The organism is Empedobacter falsenii, from assembly GCF_019308355.1.
Lineage (GTDB): Bacteria > Bacteroidota > Bacteroidia > Flavobacteriales > Weeksellaceae > Empedobacter > Empedobacter falsenii_B.
Genome location: NZ_JAAGKM010000007.1, coordinates 44,038 through 65,367, shown reverse-complemented (window position 1 = coordinate 65,367; position 21,330 = coordinate 44,038). Strand labels below are relative to the sequence as shown.

36 protein-coding genes and 1 riboswitch are annotated in these 21,330 nt (G+C 34.5%); of the genes, 29 read left to right on the top strand and 7 right to left on the bottom strand.

What is annotated here, in order from left to right; all coding sequences use genetic code 11:
• Window positions 1-22: 22 nt before the first annotated feature.
• Together G0Q09_RS05045 and G0Q09_RS05040 are read right to left on the bottom strand one after the other, a co-directional pair.
• Window positions 23-1,129, bottom strand: a complete 1,107-nt coding sequence (locus G0Q09_RS05045) for an inorganic phosphate transporter (RefSeq protein ID WP_052217794.1) — start codon at window positions 1,127-1,129, stop codon at window positions 23-25.
• Window positions 1,130-1,151: 22 nt separating this feature from the next.
• The gene (locus G0Q09_RS05040; protein ID WP_038335434.1) at window positions 1,152-1,796 is read right to left on the bottom strand and encodes a DUF47 domain-containing protein; all 645 of its coding nucleotides are present in this window, start codon (window positions 1,794-1,796) and stop codon (window positions 1,152-1,154) included.
• 414 nt (window positions 1,797-2,210) lie between these two features.
• Between G0Q09_RS05040 and rpsL the strand changes: the two genes are divergently transcribed.
• From rpsL to rpsN, 18 genes are all read left to right on the top strand, one after another.
• Window positions 2,211-2,594 carry a 30S ribosomal protein S12 gene (rpsL, locus tag G0Q09_RS05035; protein WP_019974211.1) on the top strand — a complete coding sequence of 128 codons (384 nt, stop codon included), beginning with the start codon at window positions 2,211-2,213 and terminating at the stop codon, window positions 2,592-2,594.
• Window positions 2,595-2,606: 12 nt separating this feature from the next.
• The gene (gene rpsG / locus G0Q09_RS05030) at window positions 2,607-3,083 is read left to right on the top strand and encodes a 30S ribosomal protein S7 (RefSeq protein ID WP_019974210.1); all 477 of its coding nucleotides are present in this window, start codon (window positions 2,607-2,609) and stop codon (window positions 3,081-3,083) included.
• A 6-nt stretch (window positions 3,084-3,089) separates the two neighbouring features.
• Complete coding sequence (gene fusA / locus G0Q09_RS05025; RefSeq protein WP_219034156.1) at window positions 3,090-5,213, top strand: elongation factor G; 2,124 nt, start codon at window positions 3,090-3,092, stop codon at window positions 5,211-5,213.
• 10 nt (window positions 5,214-5,223) lie between these two features.
• Window positions 5,224-5,529, top strand: coding sequence for a 30S ribosomal protein S10 (gene rpsJ / locus G0Q09_RS05020; RefSeq protein ID WP_019974208.1), 306 nt, complete (start codon window positions 5,224-5,226; stop codon window positions 5,527-5,529).
• A 248-nt stretch (window positions 5,530-5,777) separates the two neighbouring features.
• Window positions 5,778-6,407: a 50S ribosomal protein L3 gene (rplC, locus tag G0Q09_RS05015; protein ID WP_038335606.1), complete on the top strand. Its 630-nt coding sequence runs from the start codon at window positions 5,778-5,780 to the stop codon at window positions 6,405-6,407.
• Window positions 6,398-7,027, top strand: coding sequence for a 50S ribosomal protein L4 (gene rplD / locus G0Q09_RS05010; protein ID WP_038335460.1), 630 nt, complete (start codon window positions 6,398-6,400; stop codon window positions 7,025-7,027). The genes rplC and rplD overlap by 10 nt, the downstream gene beginning before the upstream one ends.
• A 10-nt stretch (window positions 7,028-7,037) precedes the next feature.
• The gene (rplW, locus tag G0Q09_RS05005; protein ID WP_038335466.1) at window positions 7,038-7,322 is read left to right on the top strand and encodes a 50S ribosomal protein L23; all 285 of its coding nucleotides are present in this window, start codon (window positions 7,038-7,040) and stop codon (window positions 7,320-7,322) included.
• Between the two features lie 15 nt (window positions 7,323-7,337).
• Window positions 7,338-8,162, top strand: a complete 825-nt coding sequence (gene rplB, locus G0Q09_RS05000) for a 50S ribosomal protein L2 (protein ID WP_038335472.1) — start codon at window positions 7,338-7,340, stop codon at window positions 8,160-8,162.
• A gap of 3 nt (window positions 8,163-8,165) precedes the next feature.
• Window positions 8,166-8,444: a 30S ribosomal protein S19 gene (gene rpsS / locus G0Q09_RS04995; RefSeq protein ID WP_019974202.1), complete on the top strand. Its 279-nt coding sequence runs from the start codon at window positions 8,166-8,168 to the stop codon at window positions 8,442-8,444.
• A 9-nt stretch (window positions 8,445-8,453) separates the two neighbouring features.
• Window positions 8,454-8,870, top strand: a complete 417-nt coding sequence (rplV, locus tag G0Q09_RS04990; RefSeq protein WP_019974201.1) for a 50S ribosomal protein L22 — start codon at window positions 8,454-8,456, stop codon at window positions 8,868-8,870.
• A gap of 4 nt (window positions 8,871-8,874) precedes the next feature.
• Window positions 8,875-9,597 (top strand): 30S ribosomal protein S3, encoded by a 723-nt coding sequence (rpsC, locus tag G0Q09_RS04985; protein WP_019974200.1) that lies wholly within the window; start codon window positions 8,875-8,877, stop codon window positions 9,595-9,597.
• A 36-nt stretch (window positions 9,598-9,633) separates the two neighbouring features.
• Window positions 9,634-10,053 carry a 50S ribosomal protein L16 gene (rplP, locus tag G0Q09_RS04980; protein WP_019974199.1) on the top strand — a complete coding sequence of 140 codons (420 nt, stop codon included), beginning with the start codon at window positions 9,634-9,636 and terminating at the stop codon, window positions 10,051-10,053.
• A gap of 22 nt (window positions 10,054-10,075) precedes the next feature.
• A complete protein-coding gene (rpmC, locus tag G0Q09_RS04975; RefSeq protein ID WP_038335494.1) occupies window positions 10,076-10,264 on the top strand; it encodes a 50S ribosomal protein L29 in 189 nt (62 codons plus the stop codon).
• 16 nt (window positions 10,265-10,280) lie between these two features.
• Complete coding sequence (rpsQ, locus tag G0Q09_RS04970; protein WP_019974197.1) at window positions 10,281-10,535, top strand: 30S ribosomal protein S17; 255 nt, start codon at window positions 10,281-10,283, stop codon at window positions 10,533-10,535.
• An 8-nt stretch (window positions 10,536-10,543) separates the two neighbouring features.
• Window positions 10,544-10,912, top strand: coding sequence for a 50S ribosomal protein L14 (gene rplN, locus G0Q09_RS04965; protein WP_019974196.1), 369 nt, complete (start codon window positions 10,544-10,546; stop codon window positions 10,910-10,912).
• Window positions 10,913-10,921: 9 nt separating this feature from the next.
• The gene (gene rplX, locus G0Q09_RS04960; protein WP_038335509.1) at window positions 10,922-11,236 is read left to right on the top strand and encodes a 50S ribosomal protein L24; all 315 of its coding nucleotides are present in this window, start codon (window positions 10,922-10,924) and stop codon (window positions 11,234-11,236) included.
• A 1-nt stretch (window position 11,237) separates the two neighbouring features.
• Entirely contained in the window at window positions 11,238-11,801 is a 564-nt protein-coding gene (rplE, locus tag G0Q09_RS04955; protein ID WP_038335516.1) for a 50S ribosomal protein L5, read from the top strand.
• A 6-nt stretch (window positions 11,802-11,807) separates the two neighbouring features.
• Window positions 11,808-12,077 (top strand): 30S ribosomal protein S14, encoded by a 270-nt coding sequence (rpsN, locus tag G0Q09_RS04950; protein WP_019974193.1) that lies wholly within the window; start codon window positions 11,808-11,810, stop codon window positions 12,075-12,077.
• Between the two features lie 71 nt (window positions 12,078-12,148).
• On the opposite strand, the gene G0Q09_RS04945 is transcribed toward rpsN, so the two are convergent.
• Genes G0Q09_RS04945 through thiM form a run of 5 tightly spaced genes read right to left on the bottom strand, consistent with a single transcriptional unit; the run spans window position 12,149 to window position 15,678 of the window.
• Window positions 12,149-12,784: an HAD family hydrolase gene (locus G0Q09_RS04945; protein WP_125349695.1), complete on the bottom strand. Its 636-nt coding sequence runs from the start codon at window positions 12,782-12,784 to the stop codon at window positions 12,149-12,151.
• On the bottom strand, window positions 12,769-13,431 hold the full coding sequence (gene tenA / locus G0Q09_RS04940; protein ID WP_038335522.1) for a thiaminase II: 663 nt from the start codon (window positions 13,429-13,431) through the stop codon (window positions 12,769-12,771). The genes G0Q09_RS04945 and tenA overlap by 16 nt, the downstream gene beginning before the upstream one ends.
• Window positions 13,415-14,251 (bottom strand): bifunctional hydroxymethylpyrimidine kinase/phosphomethylpyrimidine kinase, encoded by an 837-nt coding sequence (gene thiD / locus G0Q09_RS04935; protein WP_038335524.1) that lies wholly within the window; start codon window positions 14,249-14,251, stop codon window positions 13,415-13,417. The genes tenA and thiD overlap by 17 nt, the downstream gene beginning before the upstream one ends.
• On the bottom strand, window positions 14,226-14,885 hold the full coding sequence (gene thiE, locus G0Q09_RS04930) for a thiamine phosphate synthase (protein WP_038335526.1): 660 nt from the start codon (window positions 14,883-14,885) through the stop codon (window positions 14,226-14,228). Before thiE ends, thiD begins: the two co-directional genes overlap by 26 nt.
• Complete coding sequence (thiM, locus tag G0Q09_RS04925) at window positions 14,875-15,678, bottom strand: hydroxyethylthiazole kinase (protein WP_038335529.1); 804 nt, start codon at window positions 15,676-15,678, stop codon at window positions 14,875-14,877. Before thiM ends, thiE begins: the two co-directional genes overlap by 11 nt.
• A gap of 82 nt (window positions 15,679-15,760) precedes the next feature.
• Window positions 15,761-15,853, bottom strand: a riboswitch (TPP riboswitch).
• Window positions 15,854-16,140: 287 nt separating this feature from the next.
• Between thiM and rpsH the strand changes: the two genes are divergently transcribed.
• The 11 genes from rpsH (at window position 16,141) to rpsK (ending at window position 21,299) form a co-directional block, all read left to right on the top strand.
• Window positions 16,141-16,542 carry a 30S ribosomal protein S8 gene (gene rpsH / locus G0Q09_RS04920; RefSeq protein ID WP_019974187.1) on the top strand — a complete coding sequence of 134 codons (402 nt, stop codon included), beginning with the start codon at window positions 16,141-16,143 and terminating at the stop codon, window positions 16,540-16,542.
• A gap of 22 nt (window positions 16,543-16,564) precedes the next feature.
• Window positions 16,565-17,110 (top strand): 50S ribosomal protein L6, encoded by a 546-nt coding sequence (gene rplF, locus G0Q09_RS04915; RefSeq protein WP_219034155.1) that lies wholly within the window; start codon window positions 16,565-16,567, stop codon window positions 17,108-17,110.
• Window positions 17,111-17,123: 13 nt separating this feature from the next.
• Window positions 17,124-17,477, top strand: coding sequence for a 50S ribosomal protein L18 (gene rplR, locus G0Q09_RS04910; RefSeq protein ID WP_114999013.1), 354 nt, complete (start codon window positions 17,124-17,126; stop codon window positions 17,475-17,477).
• A gap of 16 nt (window positions 17,478-17,493) precedes the next feature.
• The gene (gene rpsE, locus G0Q09_RS04905; RefSeq protein ID WP_114999014.1) at window positions 17,494-18,015 is read left to right on the top strand and encodes a 30S ribosomal protein S5; all 522 of its coding nucleotides are present in this window, start codon (window positions 17,494-17,496) and stop codon (window positions 18,013-18,015) included.
• Window positions 18,016-18,026: 11 nt separating this feature from the next.
• A complete protein-coding gene (gene rpmD, locus G0Q09_RS04900) occupies window positions 18,027-18,206 on the top strand; it encodes a 50S ribosomal protein L30 (protein ID WP_038335538.1) in 180 nt (59 codons plus the stop codon).
• A gap of 30 nt (window positions 18,207-18,236) precedes the next feature.
• The gene (rplO, locus tag G0Q09_RS04895) at window positions 18,237-18,692 is read left to right on the top strand and encodes a 50S ribosomal protein L15 (protein ID WP_114999016.1); all 456 of its coding nucleotides are present in this window, start codon (window positions 18,237-18,239) and stop codon (window positions 18,690-18,692) included.
• 15 nt (window positions 18,693-18,707) lie between these two features.
• A complete protein-coding gene (gene secY / locus G0Q09_RS04890; RefSeq protein WP_038335544.1) occupies window positions 18,708-20,078 on the top strand; it encodes a preprotein translocase subunit SecY in 1,371 nt (456 codons plus the stop codon).
• 22 nt (window positions 20,079-20,100) lie between these two features.
• On the top strand, window positions 20,101-20,316 hold the full coding sequence (gene infA / locus G0Q09_RS04885; RefSeq protein ID WP_019974180.1) for a translation initiation factor IF-1: 216 nt from the start codon (window positions 20,101-20,103) through the stop codon (window positions 20,314-20,316).
• 75 nt (window positions 20,317-20,391) lie between these two features.
• Window positions 20,392-20,508, top strand: a complete 117-nt coding sequence (gene ykgO, locus G0Q09_RS04880) for a type B 50S ribosomal protein L36 (RefSeq protein WP_013598490.1) — start codon at window positions 20,392-20,394, stop codon at window positions 20,506-20,508.
• Between the two features lie 12 nt (window positions 20,509-20,520).
• On the top strand, window positions 20,521-20,898 hold the full coding sequence (gene rpsM / locus G0Q09_RS04875) for a 30S ribosomal protein S13 (RefSeq protein WP_038335547.1): 378 nt from the start codon (window positions 20,521-20,523) through the stop codon (window positions 20,896-20,898).
• Window positions 20,899-20,909: 11 nt separating this feature from the next.
• Window positions 20,910-21,299 carry a 30S ribosomal protein S11 gene (rpsK, locus tag G0Q09_RS04870; protein ID WP_019974178.1) on the top strand — a complete coding sequence of 130 codons (390 nt, stop codon included), beginning with the start codon at window positions 20,910-20,912 and terminating at the stop codon, window positions 21,297-21,299.
• Window positions 21,300-21,330: the final 31 nt, after the last annotated feature.

Sequence of the window (21,330 nt, the reverse complement as noted above, 5' to 3'; positions counted from 1 at the left end):
AAGCTCCTTTAGAAATGATATTTTAAATAAATAACGTTACAACATAATAGATTAATGCAGCTAATAATGCTGAGACAGGAATAGTAAGTATCCACGCCCAAAGTAAACTAATTGTTACTCCCCAACGAACTGCAGAAACACGTTTCGTTAAACCTACACCAATAATAGAACCAGTAATTGTATGTGTTGTAGAAACTGGAATCCCGAAATGTTCAGAAATATAAAGCGTCATTGCTCCAGATGTTTCAGCAACTACACCTTCTAATGGCGTTACTTTTGTGATTTTAGAACCCATTGTTTTGATGATTTTCCATCCACCACCCATTGTACCTAATGCGATAACGATGAAAGATGTAATGGGAACCCATCCCCAATGTTCTACAAAATATTGAAATTTATCTTCAGCTTTTAAATATTCAGGATCAAAATCTACATTCATATGGTAAAAAATAACCGCAGCACCAATAATTCCCATTACTTTTTGCGCATCATTCATACCGTGTCCTAAAGAGAAAAGAGCAGAAGAAACTAATTGCAATTTCTTGAACCACCATTCTGCTTTTGCAGGTTTGGCTCTTTTGCAAATGTGAAGCGTGATTATGGTTAATATCGAGGCGATAATCATACCAATTAATGGTGCTAATACGATAAAGCAAATAATTGGAATTACTTTTTTGTAAACAATTACATCTTCTCCACCAGCAGAAAAACCACCGGCGTGAGCTAATGCAGCTCCAATGAAACCACCAATTAATGTATGAGAAGAAGAAGAAGGAATACCAAACTTCCATGTTAATAAGTTCCAAGAAATTGCAGCGATAATTCCAGCTAAAATAACTTCTAGTGTAATAAAATGCTCGTTAACCGACTTTGCAATAGTGTTACCAATCTTAAATTCTCCAATCCAATAAACTGAAATAAAGTAAGCAGCAAAGTTGAATGCGGCAGCCCAAAGTACAGCTTGAAAAGGCGTTAAAACCTTAGTTGCAACAATTGTAGCAATTGAGTTTGCGGCGTCGTGAAAACCATTAATATAATCAAAAACAAAAGCTAAGACGATAATAGTAATCAATAACATTCCTGGCGTAGACGATAACATGCTCGAAAACGCTGAAAAAAAATCTGTCATAATCTTTTAGATTAAGTTTTGGTTATGAATGTTTTACCGCTACAGCTTCCAATACGTTAGCAACACTTTTACACTTGTCTGTTGCAGATTCTAATGAAGATAAAACCTCCTTATACTTGATGATATTTTTAACATCAGTTTCGTTTTCGAAAATTTCCTGAACTGCTTTATCAAAAATACGATCCGACTTATTTTCTAATTTATTGATTCGTTCACATATTTCGTAAATACGATTTACGTTTCTCAAATCTTTCAATTGCTCAATTCCCTCTCCGATTAATTGACAAGCCTCTAAGTTAACAGCTGTAATTTTGCGGATAGATTTTGTAATTTTATCTACTTGATAAATATTGATACGATTCGCTGCTCCATTTAAATTATCTGCAACATAATCGATAGATTTTACTAATTGATAAATATCTTCTCTGTCAAAAGGTGTGATAAAGTTTTTGCTTAACTCTAAATTTGTTTTTTGAGTAAGATATTCAATTTTGCTTTCTATCTTAGAAATTTGCGCGATGTAATCTTCGCGTTCTTCAACTGGAGCGTTTACACATTCATGTAACAATTCAGCTAATTTGATTAAACTTTTTGAAGCTTCCTCGAACAAAGGATAGAATACTTTATCCTTCGGAGTAAATAATTTAAAAAATGAGTTTACCGACATTCAATAATGTTTTGAAGTGCAAAATTAATTTTTCTAATGTAAAATTAACATTAAATAAATATTATACGAACGTTTTTATTAAAATATATTGATAATTATATGATATTCAGATTAATTAAAAATACGAAAAGTTATTAGCTTAGAGAAAAATAATATAGGATAAAGTTTTAATAAATTTTGTTGTCAATAGATGTAGATAAGATACTATCACTTATCAAAAATTAGGTTTATTGATAATTTACTTGTTTTGTTATTCTTGAATTAAAATTCTGTAAAATATAGTTTATAATTCTTTAAAAAATTATAAATCAATGTAAAATAAATCCATTATTATTTGTTTTTGTATAAATTATTTGTAGTTTTGCATGCCCAAAAAATGGGTTTAATCCAAATTTAAAAGGAAATTTAATTAGTATGCCAACAATTCAACAATTAGTTAGAAAAGGTAGAAAAAAACTAACCAAGAAGAGTAAATCGGCTGCATTGGAATCATGTCCACAACGCCGCGGTGTTTGTACACGTGTTTACACTACAACTCCTAAGAAACCTAACTCAGCAATGCGTAAAGTTGCTCGTGTTAGATTAACAAACGGGAAAGAAGTTAACGCGTACATCGGTGGTGAAGGTCATAATCTTCAAGAGCACTCGATAGTATTGGTTAGAGGAGGTAGAGTTAAAGATTTACCAGGTGTGCGTTACCACATTGTACGTGGAGCGTTAGATACTGCGGGAGTAAACGGACGTACTCAACGTAGAAGTAAGTATGGAGCGAAACGTCCTAAAGATGCTAAAAAATAAATTTAAGGTAAGATGAGAAAGACAAGAGCTAAAAAAAGACCTTTACTTCCAGATCCTAAATTTAATGATCAGTTAGTAACTCGTTTCGTAAACAACTTAATGTACGACGGAAAAAAATCTGTAGCATTCAAAATTTTCTATGATGCGTTAGAAATCGTAGATTCTCGTAAAGAAGATGCAGAAAAAACTTCATTAGACATTTGGAAAGAAGCATTATCTAATGTAATGCCTCACGTAGAAGTACGTTCTCGCCGTGTTGGTGGAGCTACATTCCAAATTCCAATGGAAATTCGTCCAGACCGTAAAATTTCAACAGCAATGAAATGGTTAATCAAATATTCTCGTAACAGAAACGAGAAATCGATGGCTCAAAAATTAGCTGGAGAAATTATTGCAGCTGCTAAAGAGGAAGGATCTGCCGTTAAAAAACGTCAAGATACTCACAAAATGGCAGAAGCTAACAAAGCATTCTCTCACTTTAGATTCTAATACAAGATGGCAAGAGATTTAAAATACACAAGAAACATTGGTATTGCTGCTCACATCGATGCAGGAAAAACTACAACGACAGAGCGTATCTTATTCTATTCAGGTAAGAATCACAAAATTGGAGAAACTCACGAAGGATCAGCTACAACTGACTGGATGGAGCAAGAAGCTGAAAGAGGTATTACAATTACTTCTGCAGCTGTAACAGTAGATTGGACATTCCCAACAGAACAAGGTAAACCATTACCAGACGCTAAAGGGTACCACTTTAATATTATCGACACTCCTGGTCACGTTGACTTTACAGTAGAGGTAAACCGTTCTTTACGTGTTTTAGATGGTTTAGTTTTCTTATTCTCAGCAGTAGATGGAGTTGAACCTCAATCTGAAACAAACTGGCGTTTAGCAGATAACTATAAAGTTCCTCGTTTAGGTTTCGTTAACAAAATGGACCGTCAAGGAGCTGACTTCTTAAATGTATGTCGTCAAGTACGTGAAATGTTAGGGTCAAATGCTGTTCCTATTGTATTACCAATCGGTGACGAAGCAGACTTTAAAGGAGTTGTAGATTTAATTAAAAACCGTGCAATTGTATGGCATGATGAGAATCATGGTTCTACATTTGATGTTGTTGAAATCCCAGCTGATATGGTTGACGATGTAAGACAATTCCGTGGTCAATTAATTGAAGAAGTAGCTGCGTATGACGAGAACTTATTAGAGAAGTACATGGAGGACGAAAACTCTATTACTGAAGAAGAAGTTCACGCTGCATTACGTGCTGCAACATTAGATATGTCTATCATCCCAATGACTTGTGGATCTTCGTTCAAAAACAAAGGTGTACAATTCATGTTAGATGCTGTATGTCGTTACTTACCATCACCAAGTGATAAAGAAGCGATCCCAGGAACTGACCCAAAAACTGACGAGCCTATCTCAAGAAAACCTTCAGTTGATGAGCCATTCGCAGCATTAGCATTCAAAATTGCTACTGACCCATTCGTAGGTCGTTTAGCATTCTTCCGTGCTTATTCAGGTGGATTAGACGCTGGATCTTACGTATTAAATACTCGTTCTGGTAACAAAGAACGTATTTCTCGTATCTTCCAAATGCACGCTAACAAACAAGAGCCTATCGAGAGAATCGAAGCAGGTGATATTGGAGCTGCAGTAGGTTTCAAAGATATCAAAACAGGAGATACTTTATGTGATGAAAAAGCCCCTATCGTATTAGAGTCTATGGACTTCCCAGATCCAGTAATTGGTATCGCAGTTGAGCCTAAAACGAAAGCTGACGTTGATAAATTAGGTATGGCTTTAGCTAAATTAGCTGAAGAAGATCCAACATTCCAAGTAAAAACTGATGAGGCTTCTGGTCAAACAGTTATTTCTGGTATGGGTGAGTTACACTTAGATATCATCGTTGACCGTTTAAAACGTGAATTTAAAGTAGAGGTTAACCAAGGTGAGCCTCAAGTAGAGTACAAAGAATCATTCTCTCGTCCAGCTAATCACCGTGAGGTTTACAAAAAACAATCAGGTGGTCGTGGTAAATTTGCTGATATCGTTTTCGAAATGGGACCAGCAGATGAAGGAAAAGTAGGTTTAGAATTCGTTTCAGAAATTAAAGGTGGTAACGTTCCTAAAGAATTTATCCCTTCTATTGAGAAAGGTTTTAAAGCTGCAATGAAGAATGGACCTTTAGCAGGATTCGAAATGGATTCGTTAAAAGTTACTTTAAAAGATGGATCTTTCCACCCTGTGGATTCTGACCAATTATCTTTCGAGTTAGCTGCTCAAATGGGTTACAAAGCTGCTGCAAAAGCCGCTGGTGCTCAAATCTTAGAGCCTATCATGAAGTTAGAGGTTTTAACTCCAGAAGAAAACATGGGTGATATTGTAGGTGACTTAAACCGTCGTCGTGGTCAAGTATCAGGAATGGATGATAGAAATAACGCTAAAGTTATTAAAGCTATGGTTCCATTAGCAGAAATGTTCGGATATGTAACTTCATTACGTACATTATCTTCTGGTCGTGCTACATCTACAATGGAATTCGATCACTACGCTCCAGCACCAACAAACGTGTCTGAAGCTGTAATCGCTAAAGCAAAAGGTAACGCTTAATTCAAGAAAAATGAGTCAAAAAATTAGAATAAAATTAAAATCTTACGATTATTCTTTAGTTGATAAATCAGCTGAAAAAATCGTAAAAACTGTAAAAGCTACAGGAGCTGTTGTTAATGGACCAATTCCATTACCAACTCACAAAAGAATCTTTACAGTTTTAAGATCTCCACACGTTAACAAAAAATCTCGCGAGCAATTTCAATTATCAGCTCACAAAAGATTATTAGACATTTATTCTTCTTCATCTAAAACAGTTGATGCTTTAATGAAGTTAGAATTACCTAGTGGTGTTGAAGTAGAAATTAAAGTATAGTTAGCTGTATTTTAAATAAATATAAACCCTGAGACGTGCACATCTCAGGGTTTTTTTATGAATTGCTATTAAGAATGCTTTGATTGATATTTTTCGCTGTTTGTAAACTTTTGAAAAATAATCAATTGAAAGTTTGTTGTTTACAAATTAATTCATACATTTGCATGCTAATTTTAGAGAAGATCTCTAGTGGTCGAAAGTCCACATTCTCTGAAATATTAAACAAATTATTAACATATTTTAATCAAATGTCAGGTATCATTGGTAAAAAAATCGCGATGACTAGCTTATTTGATGAGAACGGGAAAAATATTCCTGTGACAATCGTAGAGGCTGGGCCATGTGTGGTTACTCAAGTCAGAACCGTAGAGAAAGATGGGTACGTTGCTGCTCAACTTGGTTTCGATGACGCAAAAGAAAAAAACACGACTAATGCTTTAAAAGGTCACTTTAAAAAAGCAGGAACGACTCCAAAGAGAAAGTTAGTTGAGTTTTACGGTGAAGAATTCGTGAACTCTTTAACTCTAGGAGGAGAAGTTAACGTTGAATTATTCAACGAAGGAGAATTTGTAAGTATTACAGGTACTTCAAAAGGAAAAGGTTTCCAAGGTGTTGTTAAACGTCATGGTTTCGGTGGGGTAGGTCAAGCTACACACGGTCAACATAACCGTTTAAGAGCTCCAGGTTCTATCGGTGCTGGTTCAGATCCATCTCGTGTATTCAAAGGAATGCGTATGGCTGGAAGAATGGGTGGTAAACAAGTTACTGTTCAGAACTTAAAAGTACTTAAAGTGGATACTGAGAAAAATCTTTTAATTGTTAAAGGTGCTATCCCAGGTCCTAAAAATTCATACGTAATCGTTAGAAGATGGAAGTAGTAGTATTAAACATCAAAGGTCAAGAAACTGGAAGAACAGTATCTTTAGACGAGGCAGTTTTCGGAATTGAGCCTTCTACACACACAGTGTACTTAGAAGTTAAACAATATTTAGCAGCTCAACGCCAAGGAACGCACAAAGCAAAAGAAAGAGCTGAGATTGCAGGATCAACTCGTAAAATCAAAAAGCAAAAAGGAACAGGTACAGCTCGTGCTGGTTCTATCAAATCTCCAGTGTTTAGAGGAGGAGGTAGAGTTTTCGGACCACGTCCAAGAAACTACTCTTTCAAATTAAACAAAGCACAAAAGAGATTAGCTAAAAAATCAGTTTTATCACAAAAGTTAGCTGAGAATGAAATCAAAGTTGTTGAAAACTTTTCTTTCGAAGCTCCAAGAACTAAAGAGTTCAAAACTGTTTTAACTGATTTAGGATTAGAGAACACAAAATCATTATTCGTATTAGGTGAATCTAATAGCAATGTATATTTATCTTCTCGTAACTTACAAAAAGTTAAAGTTGTTACAACTGAGGAATTAAATGTATTTGATTTAATCAATGCTTCTCAAATCGTATTTTTAGAAGGTTCTTTAGCAACAGTTCAAGAAAATTTAACAAAATAAGACGAAGAAAATGGGAATCATAATTAAACCAGTAATTTCAGAAAAAGCAACTAATAACAGTGAGTTGTTAGGGCAATATTCGTTTTATGTAGACACAAAAGCTAACAAAATTCAAATTAAAGAAGCTGTAGAAAAAACTTACGGTGTATCTGTAGTTTCTGTTAGTACTTTAGTATCTGCTCCAAAAGTAAAAACTCGTTACACAAAAACAGGTTTTCAAACTGGAAAAACAAATAAGTTGAAAAAAGCGATCGTTAGCTTAGCTGAAGGTCAAGAAATAGAGTTGTTCGGATAATTTAAGAATTAAAAAATGTCAGTAAGAAAATTAAAACCTATCACCCCGGGACAACGTTTTAGAGTGGTTAATGAATTTGCGGCAGTAGATAAAAATGCTAAGCCAGAAAAGACATTAGTTGAAGGAAAATCTAAATCGGGTGGACGTAACAACACTGGTAAAATGACAATGCGTTATATCGGTGGTGGACACAAACAAAAATATCGTATCATCGACTTCAAACGTGATAAAGAAGGTGCTGCAACTGTAGAATCTGTACAATACGATCCAAACAGAACTGCATTCATCGCTTTATTATCTTACGAAGATGGTGAAAAACGTTACATTATTGCTCAAAATGGTTTGAAAGCTGGACAAGTAATTGTTTCAGGTGAAAACGTAGAACCAGAAGTAGGTAATGCTATGAAGCTTAAAAATATGCCATTAGGTACAGTAATCTCTTGTATTGAATTACGTCCAGGGCAAGGAGCAGTTATGGCAAGAAGTGCAGGTACTTATGCTCAATTAGTTGCGCGTGATGGTAAATATGCTATCGTTAAGTTACCAAGTGGTGAATCAAGAATGATTTTAGTGGAGTGTAAAGCAACAGTAGGTGTTGTTTCTAACACAGACCATCAGTTAGAAGTTTCTGGTAAAGCTGGTCGTTCTAGATGGCAAGGTCGTCGTCCAAGAACTCGTCCAATGGTTATGAACCCTGTAGATCACCCAATGGGTGGTGGTGAAGGTCGTGCGACAGGAGGTATCCCTCGTTCTCGTAACGGTATTCCAGCGAAAGGTTACAAAACTCGTGACAAGAAGAAAGCGTCTAACAAATATATTGTTGAAAGAAGAAAAAAATAATTTATGGCACGTTCATTAAAAAAAGGACCATTCATCCACTATAAATTAGAAAAGAAAGTTCTTGCTAACGTAGAAAGCGGTAGCAAAAACGTGATCAAAACATGGTCAAGAGCATCAATGATTTCTCCTGATTTTGTTGGTCAAACAATCGCAGTACACAACGGAAAGCAATTTATTCCTGTTTATGTTACTGAGAACATGGTAGGTCATAAATTAGGTGAGTTCGCTCCTACACGTACTTTTAGAGGTCATGCCGGAGCTAAAAACAAAGGAAAAAAATAGTAAAGGGCCATGGGATCTAGAAAAAGATTAAGTAACGAAAGAATCAAAGAAGCTAACAAGCAGGTAGCTTTTGCGAAATTAAATAATGTTCCTACTTCTCCTCGTAAGATGAGATTAGTAGTAGATATTATCCGTGGAGTTGAAATTCAAAAAGCTTTAGGTATTTTAAAATATACTAAAAACCACGCTTCAATCCGTTTAGAGAAATTGTTATTAAGCGCTATCGCTAACTGGCAAATCAAAAACGAAGGAGCTGATGTTGAAGAAGCTGGATTATATGTTAAAGAAATCTCTGTTGATAGTGCACGTCAATTAAAAAGAATTCGTACTGCACCTCAAGGTAGAGCACATAGAATCAGAAAACGTTCAAACCATGTAACTTTGGTTTTAGGAACTAAAGAAGATAAACAAAAAGTACAAGATTAAGAATATGGGACAAAAAACTAATCCAATCGGAAATCGTTTAGGAATCATCAGAGGATGGGATTCTAACTGGTACGGTGGAAATGATTACGGTGATAAAATTGCAGAAGATGCAAAAATTCGTACTTATTTAAGAGCACGTTTGTCTAAAGCCGGAGTTTCTCGTATTTACATCGATCGTACTTTAAAATTAGTTACAGTAACTGTAACTACTGCTCGTCCAGGTATCATTATTGGTAAAGGTGGACAAGAAGTTGACAAATTAAAAGAAGAGTTAAAGAAAATCACTGGTAAAGAGGTTCAAATTAACATCTTCGAAATTAAGAGACCAGAATTAGATGCAATCTTAGTAGGGGATAGTATCGCTCGTCAAATTGAGAATCGTATTTCTTACCGTCGTGCTATTAAAATGGCAATTCAATCAGCAATGAGAATGAACGCAGAAGGAATCAAAGTTCAAATCTCTGGTCGTTTAAACGGTGCAGAGATGGCACGTTCTGAAACTTATAAAGATGGACGTATTCCTTTGTCTACATTCCGTGCAGACATTGATTACCACATTTCAGAAGCTCATACAACTTACGGTCGTTTAGGGATCAAAGTATGGATCATGAAAGGTGAGGTATATGGTAAGAGAGAATTATCTCCTTTAGTTGGATTACAGAAAAAACAAAAAAAATCTGACAACAACAGAAAGGGAGGTGAAAGATCTAATAATAGAAAGCGATAATTTAGTTTAACAACTAACATAAAGAATTAAGTAGATATGTTATCACCGAGAAGAGTAAAGTTTAGAAAAACCCAAAAAGGTAAGATGAAAGGTGTTTCTCACAGAGGAACTCAATTAGCTTACGGGACTTTCGGGATCAAATCTTTAGACGAAGCGTTTATTACAGCACGTCAAATCGAGGCAGCTCGTATTGCTGCAACTCGTTTCATGAAGAGAGAGGGTCAATTATGGATTAAAATATTTCCAGATAAACCAATTACTAAGAAACCAGCAGAGGTACGTATGGGTAAAGGTAAAGGTGCACCAGAATATTGGGTAGCTCCTGTACAACCAGGTCGTATCTTATTCGAAGTAGGAGGTGTGCCATTAGAGGTTGCAACTGAAGCATTGCGTTTAGCAGCTCAGAAGTTACCTGTTAAGACTAAGTTTATCGTTGCACGTGATTTCCAAAATTAATAATTTCAAAAATTAAGAAAAAATGAAAGCAGCAGATATTAGAAATCTAAGTGTTGAGGAGTTACAAGCTAAAATAGCTGAAGAACAAGCGAACTACGATCAATTAAAATTGACAAACGCTGTTTCTCCTGTAGCAAATCCAATCGGTATTAGAGACTTACGCAGAACAATTGCTCGTTTGAATACCGTGTTAAACGAAAAACAATCATAACAGTAATCTGTAACTGATGGAAAGAAAATTAAGAAAAGAAAGAGTAGGTTTAGTTACATCAAACAAAATGGAAAAAACCATTGTTGTAGCTGAAACTAAGAAGCAAAAGCACCCATTCTATGGGAAATTCGTTTTAAAAACGAAGAAATATACAGCGCACGACGAAAATAACGAGTGTAACGAAGGTGACACAGTGCGTATCATGGAGACTCGTCCTTTGTCTAAAAACAAAAGATGGAGATTAGTAGAAATCATTGAAAGAGCTAAATAAGATAAGTTATGTTACAACAAGAATCTAGATTAAAAGTTGCAGATAACACAGGAGCTCGTGAAGCATTAGTAATCCGCGTTTTAGGTGGTACTAAAAGAAGATACGCATCAGTAGGTGACAAAATCGTAGTTGCGATCAAAGAAGCTACACCTTCAGGAAACGTTAAAAAAGGTGCTGTATCAAAAGCTGTTGTAGTTAGAACTAAAAAAGAAGTTCGTAGAAAAGACGGTTCATATATCCGTTTCGACGATAATGCATGTGTATTATTGAACACTCAAGGAGAAATGCGTGGTACTCGTGTATTCGGTCCAGTTGCTCGTGAGTTACGTGATAAAGAATATATGAAAATTGTATCATTAGCCCCAGAGGTATTATAATAGAACAACATGGCAAAGTTAAAAATTAAAAAAGGAGACAAAGTAGTCGTTTTATCAGGATCTAACAAAGGTCAAACTGGTACTGTGTTACGCGTATTCCCTGACAAAGCTAAAGCTATCGTTGAAGGGGTTAATATTGCAAAAAAACGTGTAAAGCCAAGCGCACAAAATCCACAAGGTGGAGTTGTTGAAAAAGAAGCTCAAATCTATTTATGTAAATTGGCTTTAGTAGATCCAGAAACTGGGAAAGCAACGAAAGTAGCGATCAAAGAAGAAGGAGGGAAAAAAGTAAGAATTGCTAAAAAATCAGGAAAAGCTATCTAAGATGAGTACAACAACATACACACCTCGTCCGCAGGTTAAATATAAAGAAGAGATTGTAGCTGCTCTTAAAGAAGAGTTCGGATACAAATCTATTATGCAAGTTCCTAAATTAGAGAAAATTGTTTTATCTCAAGGTTTAGGTGCGGCTACAGCTGACAAAAAAATCGTTGATTACGCTATCGAAGAGTTAGAATTAATCACTGGTCAAAAAGCAGTAGGAACAATTTCTAAGAAAGATGAAGCAGCTTTCAAATTACGTAAAGGAATGCCAATTGGGGCTAAAGTAACTTTACGTGGTGAGAAAATGTATGAATTCTTAGACCGTTTAGTATCTGCAGCTTTACCACGTGTACGTGATTTTAGCGGTATTTCTTCTACAGGTTTCGACGGTAGAGGTAACTATAACTTAGGTATCAAAGAACAAATTATCTTCCCAGAAATTAATATTGATAAAATCAAGAAAATTCAAGGTTTAGATATTACCTTTGTAACTTCAGCGAACACAGATAAAGAAGCTAAAGCTTTATTATCTAAATTCGGATTACCATTTACTAAAGAAAAATAAGAAGTCATGGCTAAAGAATCAATGAAAGCGCGTGAGCGCAAAAGAGAAGCATTAGTTGCTAAATATGCTGCGAAACGTCAAGCTTTATTAGAAGCTGGTGACTACGAAGCATTACAAAAATTACCTAAAAACGCTTCTCCTGTACGTTTACACAACCGTTGTAAATTAACAGGTCGTCCAAGAGGATACATGAGAACTTTCGGGATCTCTCGTGTAACTTTCCGCGAAATGGCGAACGAAGGGTTAATCCCAGGTGTTAAAAAAGCGTCTTGGTAATTTACCAATAGCTTTAGAAATATTAAATCCTTACTCTTTATTGAGTAAGGATTTTTTTGTTTTTGTAAGGTTTATATTTCTTTGATCAATTCCCTAAAATCAGCTATGTAATTTGGCTGAAGACAAAAATCTGAATTGTTGTAAATTTTATAATTTAAACCAGCATCTTTTGCTGAATTAATTCCGGTGAGTGAATCTTCGATAACTAAAACTTCTTCCTTTTGCTTTTCGCATAATGATAAAGCTTTTAAATAAGGTTCTGCATTTGGTTTGCCTTTTGAAACATCATCTGCTGAAATAGTGTGATCAAAATAGGAATGAAGTTTTAATTGTTGAAAAGCATACTTAATTTGTCTTCTAGAGGAATTGGAAACAAGAACAATTTGAATTTGATTGGCTTTTAAATGTTCCAACATCTCAGCAACGTGGTCATTTAATTGTACAAACTGATGAAAGTTTTCGACATAAAATTTTTCTGTCCAATCGATTATTTCCTCGTACAAATGATTTGTAAAGCGTTGCTGATTTTCTAACATCAATTGGATTGCTTCATTTGTTGTGAAATTCATTCCGTCATTTTCTACCAAACATATCGTATCCAACCGATATATTTTAATGACTTCATCAAACATCAGCTCCCATAATTGTTGACTATTTACGATTACCCCATCAAAATCAAAAAAGATGGCATTTATTTTCTTTCCCATGTGATATTTTCATAAGATGCATTCCAAAACTGAAATTCTAATTCGCTTGCTTTGACAAAAGCTTCTAGCATTTGTTCTTTTATTTTTTCAGTTGCTCCTTCTGCAATCTTATCAACATAACTTTTCGCTTTTTTTACACCTTCACCAAATTCATCTCCACTATAGGTCTCAATCCATTTTTGATATGGATTATTTTCTTTTGTTTGATTTTTGATGATTTCATCACCAACTTCTTTATAAATCCAAAAGCAAGGCAAAACAGCAGCTAATGCAATTTCAATAGGTTCGAATGCAGCTGTACTTTTTAAGAAATGTGAATAATGGTGACAAACAGGTTGTGTTTCGATGATGATGTTTTGCGATAATCCAAAATCCTCAAAATAGGATTCGTGTAAAGCACGTTCAACAATTAATGCATTTTTTCCGAATTCGAAAAAGTCAATGGCTTGTTGATTGTCTTCAGATTTTGATCCAATGGCAGCTAATACTCGCCCAAAATGTTCCAAATATTTTGCATCTTGTAACATGTAAAACTGAAATTTCTCTATTGGTAATGACCCATTTTGCAATTCAATTATAAAAGGCATATTTAGAATATCATTGTAAATAGGCGCGATGGTTTCCCAAGCTTTAGTTGTGAATGTCATAGGTTTTTAATTTTTGTGGATTAAATAAATGATTAAGAGGTCCATTTCCTTTTCCAATTGTTAGGTCTTTACTTCCTAATATTGCTTGTTCAACATATTCTTGTGCTAGTTGTACACTTTGTGTGAGTGAAACCCCCAAAGCTAAATTACACGCAATTGCAGAAGATAGTGTGCAGCCTGAACCATGCGTATTTTTTGTCTCTATTTTTTGAGAGGTATAACTTTGTACAGGTTGTTCTTTTTGAAATAAATAACTGATAATTTTTTCTTGCTGAAGATGTCCGCCTTTTAATAAAAGATTCTGACAACCTAAATTTAAAATCGTTTCTCCATAAGAAAGCATCAATTCAGCAGAATCAATTTTATGATTTACCAAAATACTTGCTTCATCAAGATTTGGCGTGATAAGCGTGGCCAAAGGAAAAAGCTTTTCTATGCAAGCTTCAAGTGTTTCTTCTTTGATTAACCGATGTCCACTTGTCGCAACCATGACAGGGTCATAAACAATCGGTCTATTGTAATTTTTTAATTCCTCTGAAATGATATGAACCAATTCAACACTATGAACCATTCCAATTTTTATTGCATCAGGATAAATATCCTCTAATATGGATTGAATTTGTTCACGAATTGCTTGTGCAGGAATTTCGTAAATATTTTGTACGCCTTGTGTATTTTGAACAGGCAAGGCTGTCAATACATTTGTTGCATAACAGCCATGAGCGGAAATTGTTTTGGTATCAGCTTGTATGCCAGCGCCACCGCTTCCGTCAAATCCGGCAATTGTTAAGACACTATATGCTTTTTGGATGGTATTCATTTTCGTTAATAATTTGTTTTAAAATTTGGGCAGATTTTTTTGGATTTTTGCTTCCGCAAATTGCAGAAACAATTGCAACACTATCTGCACCGGCTTGTATGATTTTAGCAATATTACTTTCATTAATTCCGCCAATTGCAATCAATGGTTTTGATGTTTTAGTTTTCAAAAATTTTAATCCTTCAAAACCCCATTCAGTAATCGTATTGGTTTTTGTTGGAGTCGAAAATATTGGACTTACCCCTAAATGATGTACATATTTCATTTCATCATCATTCAACTGTTTGATAATTTCTAAAGACCAACCAATATTTTTTAGAGCTTGTGCATTTTTGTGAATTTCAGAAGGTAATATATCTGACTGCCCGACATGTATTCCCCAAGGGTTAACAGCGGTTGCGACTTCTAATGAATCGTTAATAATCAAAGGGATATTGTAGTGGTCCGTAATTTTTTTTAATATTGTAGCTTTTGAAATATACTCGCTGACAGTGCAATTTTTTTCCCGAAGCTGAATGATATCAACCCCACCTATAATTGCTTGCTCTGCAACATCTAACCAATGAAGATGCGTACAATCTTTTTCAGAAATGACTAAATACAAAGGATAAGGAAAAGTTGGATTAATCTTCATAAACTGAGATTTTCAAATTTGTTTGAATTTCTTCTGCAGATATATGGTATAACGTGTCATACAAATTCATTTGTAAGGTTCCTGGGCCATTACTTTTTTTCTGTGCCAATTCACCTGCTAAACTAAATATGGCCATGCCGCTAACCGTTTCGAGGAAAGGATTTTTATTAAGGCCAATAAAAGCACCGATGCTAGCTGTTGCTGAACAACCTAAACCAGTAACTTTAGTCATCAATTCATGACCATTTTTAATTTCAATTATCGGATTGTTGGATACAATAAAATCTGAAGCACCTGAAATGCAAACAACAGATCCAATTTTCTGGTTTAAATTGTGTGCTGCTTTTATCGCTTGATTACTTTGATGTGTACTGTCGACTCCTTTTCCCTGAACAGCTTCGAAGGTATCTAAAGTTAAAATTTCTGAAGCATTTCCTCTTATGACAGTAGGATGATAGCGAAGCAGTTCTTTTATAAGTTCATTTCTGAAAGTTGAAATTCCAGCTCCAACAGGGTCTAATACCCAAGGTTTATTCAGTTGATCTGCTTTTTTTGCTGCAATTAGCATGCTTTCTGCCCAATAATCATCAAGAGTTCCGATATTGATGACTAATGCATTTGAGATTTTGACGATATTTTCCACTTCTTTGTGTGCATGTATCATAACAGGCGATGCTCCAATTGCCAAAAGAGCATTTGCAGTATTGTTCATCACCACAAAATTGGTGATGTTGTGAACAAGCGGATTTTTTGTCCGGACAGCATGTAAATTTTGAATAATTAGATTTTCCATTAATTGATAATTTTTTAGATGAAACAATTAATGGCTAAAGAGGATTTTCTTTGAAAATAAAGCGTTGCAAATATTAAATAATTGCATAGATATTGCTTTTCCCTACGTCGGTGTTAACCGTATCAGGTTCAAAGGGACTCTCTCAATTCTTTTCAGAATACCCCTAAAGCCAAATCAAATTTATATAAATTGTTTTGACTTTCAGCTATTTTTTAAGAATAAAAATAGAAGATTACATCAAGAATTAATTGTTGAGATCGATTAAAAAGATAAATAAATATAAAGATTGAGTTTCATGTTTTGTCTTAATCCCTAGTTATAAAACGATTAAAAATAAATTATTTAGATTAATAGTTTGTAATTAAAAAATATGCAATATATTTGCAACCCAAATGCATAGTGCATTTTGGTAAAAGTTTAATTTTAAAAGTAGTGCTTACGCGCTATACTATAGAATTATTTATGTATACAGATCCAATTTCAGATTTTCTAACTCGCGTTAGAAATGCAATGATGGCAGGACACAAAGTAGTGGAAATTCCTGCATCTAAAATTAAAAAAGAGATCACTAAGATCTTATTTGAACAAGGTTACATCTTGAACTACAAATTCGAAGGACAAGATCAACCTCAAGGAACAATTAAAATCGCTTTAAAGTACGACAAAGTTACTAAAGAGCCAGCTATCCGTAAAATCAAAAGAGCTTCAACTCCAGGTTTACGTCAATACGCAGGATCTAAAGAATTACCTCGTGTATTAAACGGTTTAGGTGTTGCTATCATCTCAACTTCTAAAGGTGTGATGACAGATAAACAAGCTCGTCAAGAGAATGTAGGTGGTGAAGTTTTATGTTTTGTTTATTAATCTTTTAAAAAATTAAGAAATTATGTCAAGAATAGGACACGCACATATCAACATCCCTGCAGCAGCAACTGTTGAATTTAAAGATAACGTAGTTACTGTAAAAGGTAACAACATTACAATGACAAGAGAGTTAAAAGAAGGATTTGATTTAACAATCGAAGACGGAGTTTTAACTGTAGTTCGTCCAAACGATTCTAAAGATAACAAAGCTTTACATGGTTTATACCGTTCATTAATCAATAACATGATTACTGGTGTAACAGAAGGTTTTAAAAAACAATTAGAATTAGTTGGTGTTGGTTATAGAGCATCTAACAACGGACAAAAATTAGATTTGTCATTAGGTTTCTCTCACAATATCGTTATTGAATTACCTGTTGAAATTAAAGTTGAAACTTTAACAGAAAAAGGTAAAAATCCTATTATTACATTATCATCTCATGATAATCAATTATTAGGAATGATTGTAGCGAAAATTCGTTCTTACCGTAAGCCAGAGCCTTACAAAGGAAAAGGAATTAAATTCGTAGGAGAAATTATTAGAAGAAAAGCAGGTAAATCTGCATAAAAATCATTGAAAAATGGCATTATCTAAAGTAGAAAAAAGACAAAAAATAAAAAGACGCGTGCGTCGAAATATTTTTGGAACAGAAACTAAACCTCGTTTATCAGTTTACCGTTCTAACAAAGAAATTTACGCTCAAATTATTGACGATAACAATGGAGTAACTTTAGCTTCTGCATCATCTCGTGAAAAAGGTGTTGCTGTAGAAGGTACAAAATCTGAAGTTTCTGTATCAGTTGGTAAAGCATTAGCTGCTAAAGCTATTGCAAAAGGAATTGAAACTGTAGTTTTTGATCGTAACGGTTTCGTATATCATGGTAGAATCAAAGCTTTAGCAGATGGTGCTAGAGAAGGTGGATTAAAATTCTAAAAAAGAGAAAGAAATTATGTTAGGATTTAAAAACGTAGAAAGAGTAAAACCAACAGGTTTAGATTTAAAAGATCGTTTAGTTGGAGTACAACGTGTTACTAAAGTAACAAAAGGAGGTAGAGCATTTGGTTTCTCTGCAATCGTAGTAGTAGGTGACGGAAACGGAGTAGTAGGTTACGGATTAGGGAAATCTAAAGACGTAGCTTCTGCAATCGCTAAAGCTATCGAAGACGCTAAGAAAAACTTAGTACGTATCCCGTTATTTAACAACACAATTCCTCACGAACAAGAAGCTCGTTTCGGTGGTGCGCAAGTATTCATCCGTCCAGCATCTAAAGGTACAGGGGTAATTGCAGGTGGTACAGTACGTGCGGTATTAGAATCAGTTGGTGTACATGATGTATTATCAAAATCAAAAGGTTCTTCTAACCCTCATAACGCAGTAAAAGCTACATTCCGCGCTTTATTAAGCTTACGTTCTGTAGAGACTATTGCTCGTCAAAGAGGTATTTCTGTAACTAAAGTATTCAACGGTTAAAAAAAAGTAAAATGAGCAAAGTAAGAGTAAAACAAACACGTAGTGCAATCAACCGTGATAAATCTCAAAAAGCTACATTAGTTGCTTTAGGTTTAAAAAAGTTGAATCAAGTTGTTGAGCACGAATCAACTCCTCAAATTGAAGGAATGATCCGTAAAATCTCACACTTAGTAGTAGTAGAAAGAGCTTAATCGCTTTTAACCTTTTAAAAATTATTAAAAATGAATTTAAGTAATTTAAAACCAGCTGCTGGTTCAGTACAAAATAAATTCCGTAAAGGTAGAGGTGAAGGTAGTGGAAACGGTTTGACAGCAGGTCGTGGACACAAAGGTGCTAAATCTCGTTCTGGTTATTCAAGAAAAATCGGTTTCGAAGGTGGACAAATGCCTTTACAAAGACGTTTACCTAAATTTGGTTTCAAAAACATCAACAGAGTTGAGTACACAGGAATCAATTTAGATACAATTCAACAATTAGTTGATAACAACAAAATTACAGATACTTTAAATAAAGAAACATTAGTTCAGTTAGGATTAGCTCACAAAAATGACTTAGTGAAAATTTTAGGTCGTGGAGAGTTAAAAGCAACTGTTAATGTTACTGCTGATAAATTCACTCAAACAGCTCAAGAAGCTATTGTGAATGCAGGAGGTAAAGTAGAATTAGTTAACGCTTAAGAATATATTTTATAGATGAAAGGGTTTATACAGACCATAAAAAATATCTGGAGCATAAAAGAATTGAAGGATAAGTTACTTGTAACTATCCTTCTATTGTTGGTTTATAGATTCGGTTCTCATATTCCACTTCCAGGTGTCGATATTAACGAGGTTAATCGTTTTGTTGCAGACCAAGAAAATGCAAATTCAGGAATTTTAGGATTATTAAACTCTTTTACCGGAGGTTCTTTTAAGAGAGCTTCCGTATTTGCGTTAGGAATTATGCCTTATATCTCTGCTTCGATTGTTATACAATTGATGGGATTAGCAGTACCTTACATCCAAAAACTACAAAAAGAAGGAGAAAGCGGACGTAACAAAGTAAACCAAATTACGAGATGGTTAACAATCGGGATTTGTTTGGTGCAAGCACCAGCATACCTTACATTGGTAACTTCTCAAATTTTACCTTACGATCCAACTTCATCATATGCTATCTATGTAATTCCTCCAACCAACTTTTGGTTCTGGTTCCCTTCAACAATCATTTTGATTACAGGGACAATCTTTGCCATGTGGATGGGAGAAAAAATTACTGACAAAGGTATAGGTAACGGTATTTCAATCTTAATTATGGTTGGTATCCTAGCCGACTTACCAAAAGCAATATTTAATGCATTTGAAGTTGACCCTTCAAACGGTATTTTCTTCTTGATAGAAATGTTAGGGTTAATCCTAGTTATTGCAATGTGTATTATGATTGTTGCAGCGGTGCGTAAAGTACCAGTACAATATGTAAGAAGAGCGCAAACTTCAAGTAGTTCATATATGAGATCAGTTACAGACTCTGTACGTTCATATATTCCACTTAAAGTAAATGCAGCAGGTGTAATGCCTATTATCTTCGCACAAGCAATTATGTTTTTACCAGGAACATTGGCAAACTATTTCTTAGACGAAGGAAGTCCAGTAAAAGCATTCTTCGCGAAAATGGCAGATCCATTTACGTGGGAATACAATTTGATCTTCGGATTACTAATTATTATCTTCACATATTTCTATACTGCAATCACAATCCCAGTAAACCAAATGGCAGAAGATCTTAAACGTAACGGAGGAATCATCCCTGGAATCCGTCCTGGAAAAGAAACTGCAAATTTTTTAGACGAAATTTTATCAAAAATTACGTTACCTGGAGCAATTTTACTAACTTTGCTTGCTGTTTTGCCAGCGATTGTAAAATTATTAGGTGTAGAACAGAGCTTAGCAATGTTCTTTGGAGGTACATCAATGTTAATTATGGTGGGAGTTATCTTAGATACTGTACAACAAATTAATACATATTTATTAAATCACCGTTACGATGGTTTAATGTCTTCAGGTAGAACTTCAAGAGATATCTAATAAGATTTTATTAAAAAGATTTATGGCTAAACAAAAACATATTGAACAAGACGGTACGATTACAGAAGCATTATCAAATGCAATGTTCCGTGTCGAATTAGAAAATGGACATGTTGTAACATGTAACATATCTGGTAAAATGCGTATGCACTATATCAAATTATTACCAGGTGATAGAGTTAAAATAGAGATGTCTCCTTACGATTTAACGAAAGGTAGAATATCTTACAGATACTAAAAGAAATAATAACGACTGGTGATAGAGTTAATGTAGATACGTTAACTCTATCGGATTATAAATAAATTTACAAAGATGAAAATTAGAGCATCCATTAAAAAGAGAAGTGCTGACTGTAAAATTGTGCGTCGTAAAGGACGTTTGTATGTGATCAACAAAAAGAATCCTAAGTTTAAACAAAGACAAGGTTAATTATTTAGAATTATGGCAAGAATTTCAGGTGTAGATTTACCTAAAAACAAAAGAGGGGTAATCGGACTTACATACATTTACGGGATCGGAAGAAGCAGTGCTTCTAAAATCTTAGCTGAAAATAATATTTCAGAAGATACAAAAGTTAGCGAATGGACTGATGAAGAAATCAACGCAATCCGTGCATCGATCAATGAAACTTTCAAAGTAGAAGGTGAATTAAGATCAGAAATCCAATTAAACATTAAACGTTTAATGGATATCGGATGTCAAAGAGGTATTCGTCACAGATTAGGTTTACCATTACGTGGTCAAAGAACAAAAAATAACTCACGTACAAGAAAAGGTAAAAAGAAAACAGTTGCTAACAAGAAAAAAGCCACTAAATAATAAATAGGATCATGGCAAAAAATCAGAAAGTAGTAAAGAAAAGAAAAGTAGTTATTGAAGCTACTGGACAAGCTCATATTCAAGCATCGTTTAACAATGTTATCGTTACTTTAACAAACAAAAACGGTGAAGTTATCTCTTGGTCTTCAGCAGGTAAAATGGGATTCCGTGGATCTAAAAAGAACACTCCTTACGCTGCTCAAGTAGCTGCTCAAGATGCAACAACAGTTGCATACGAAGCAGGATTAAGAAGAGTAAAAGTATTCGTGAAAGGACCAGGTCAAGGTCGTGAATCTGCTATTAGAACAATTCATAACGGTGGTATCGAGGTTTCTGAAATCGTTGATGTTACTCCATTACCACACAATGGATGTCGTCCACCTAAAAAGAGAAGAGTATAATCATTTTTCTCAATTTAATTATTTAATATAT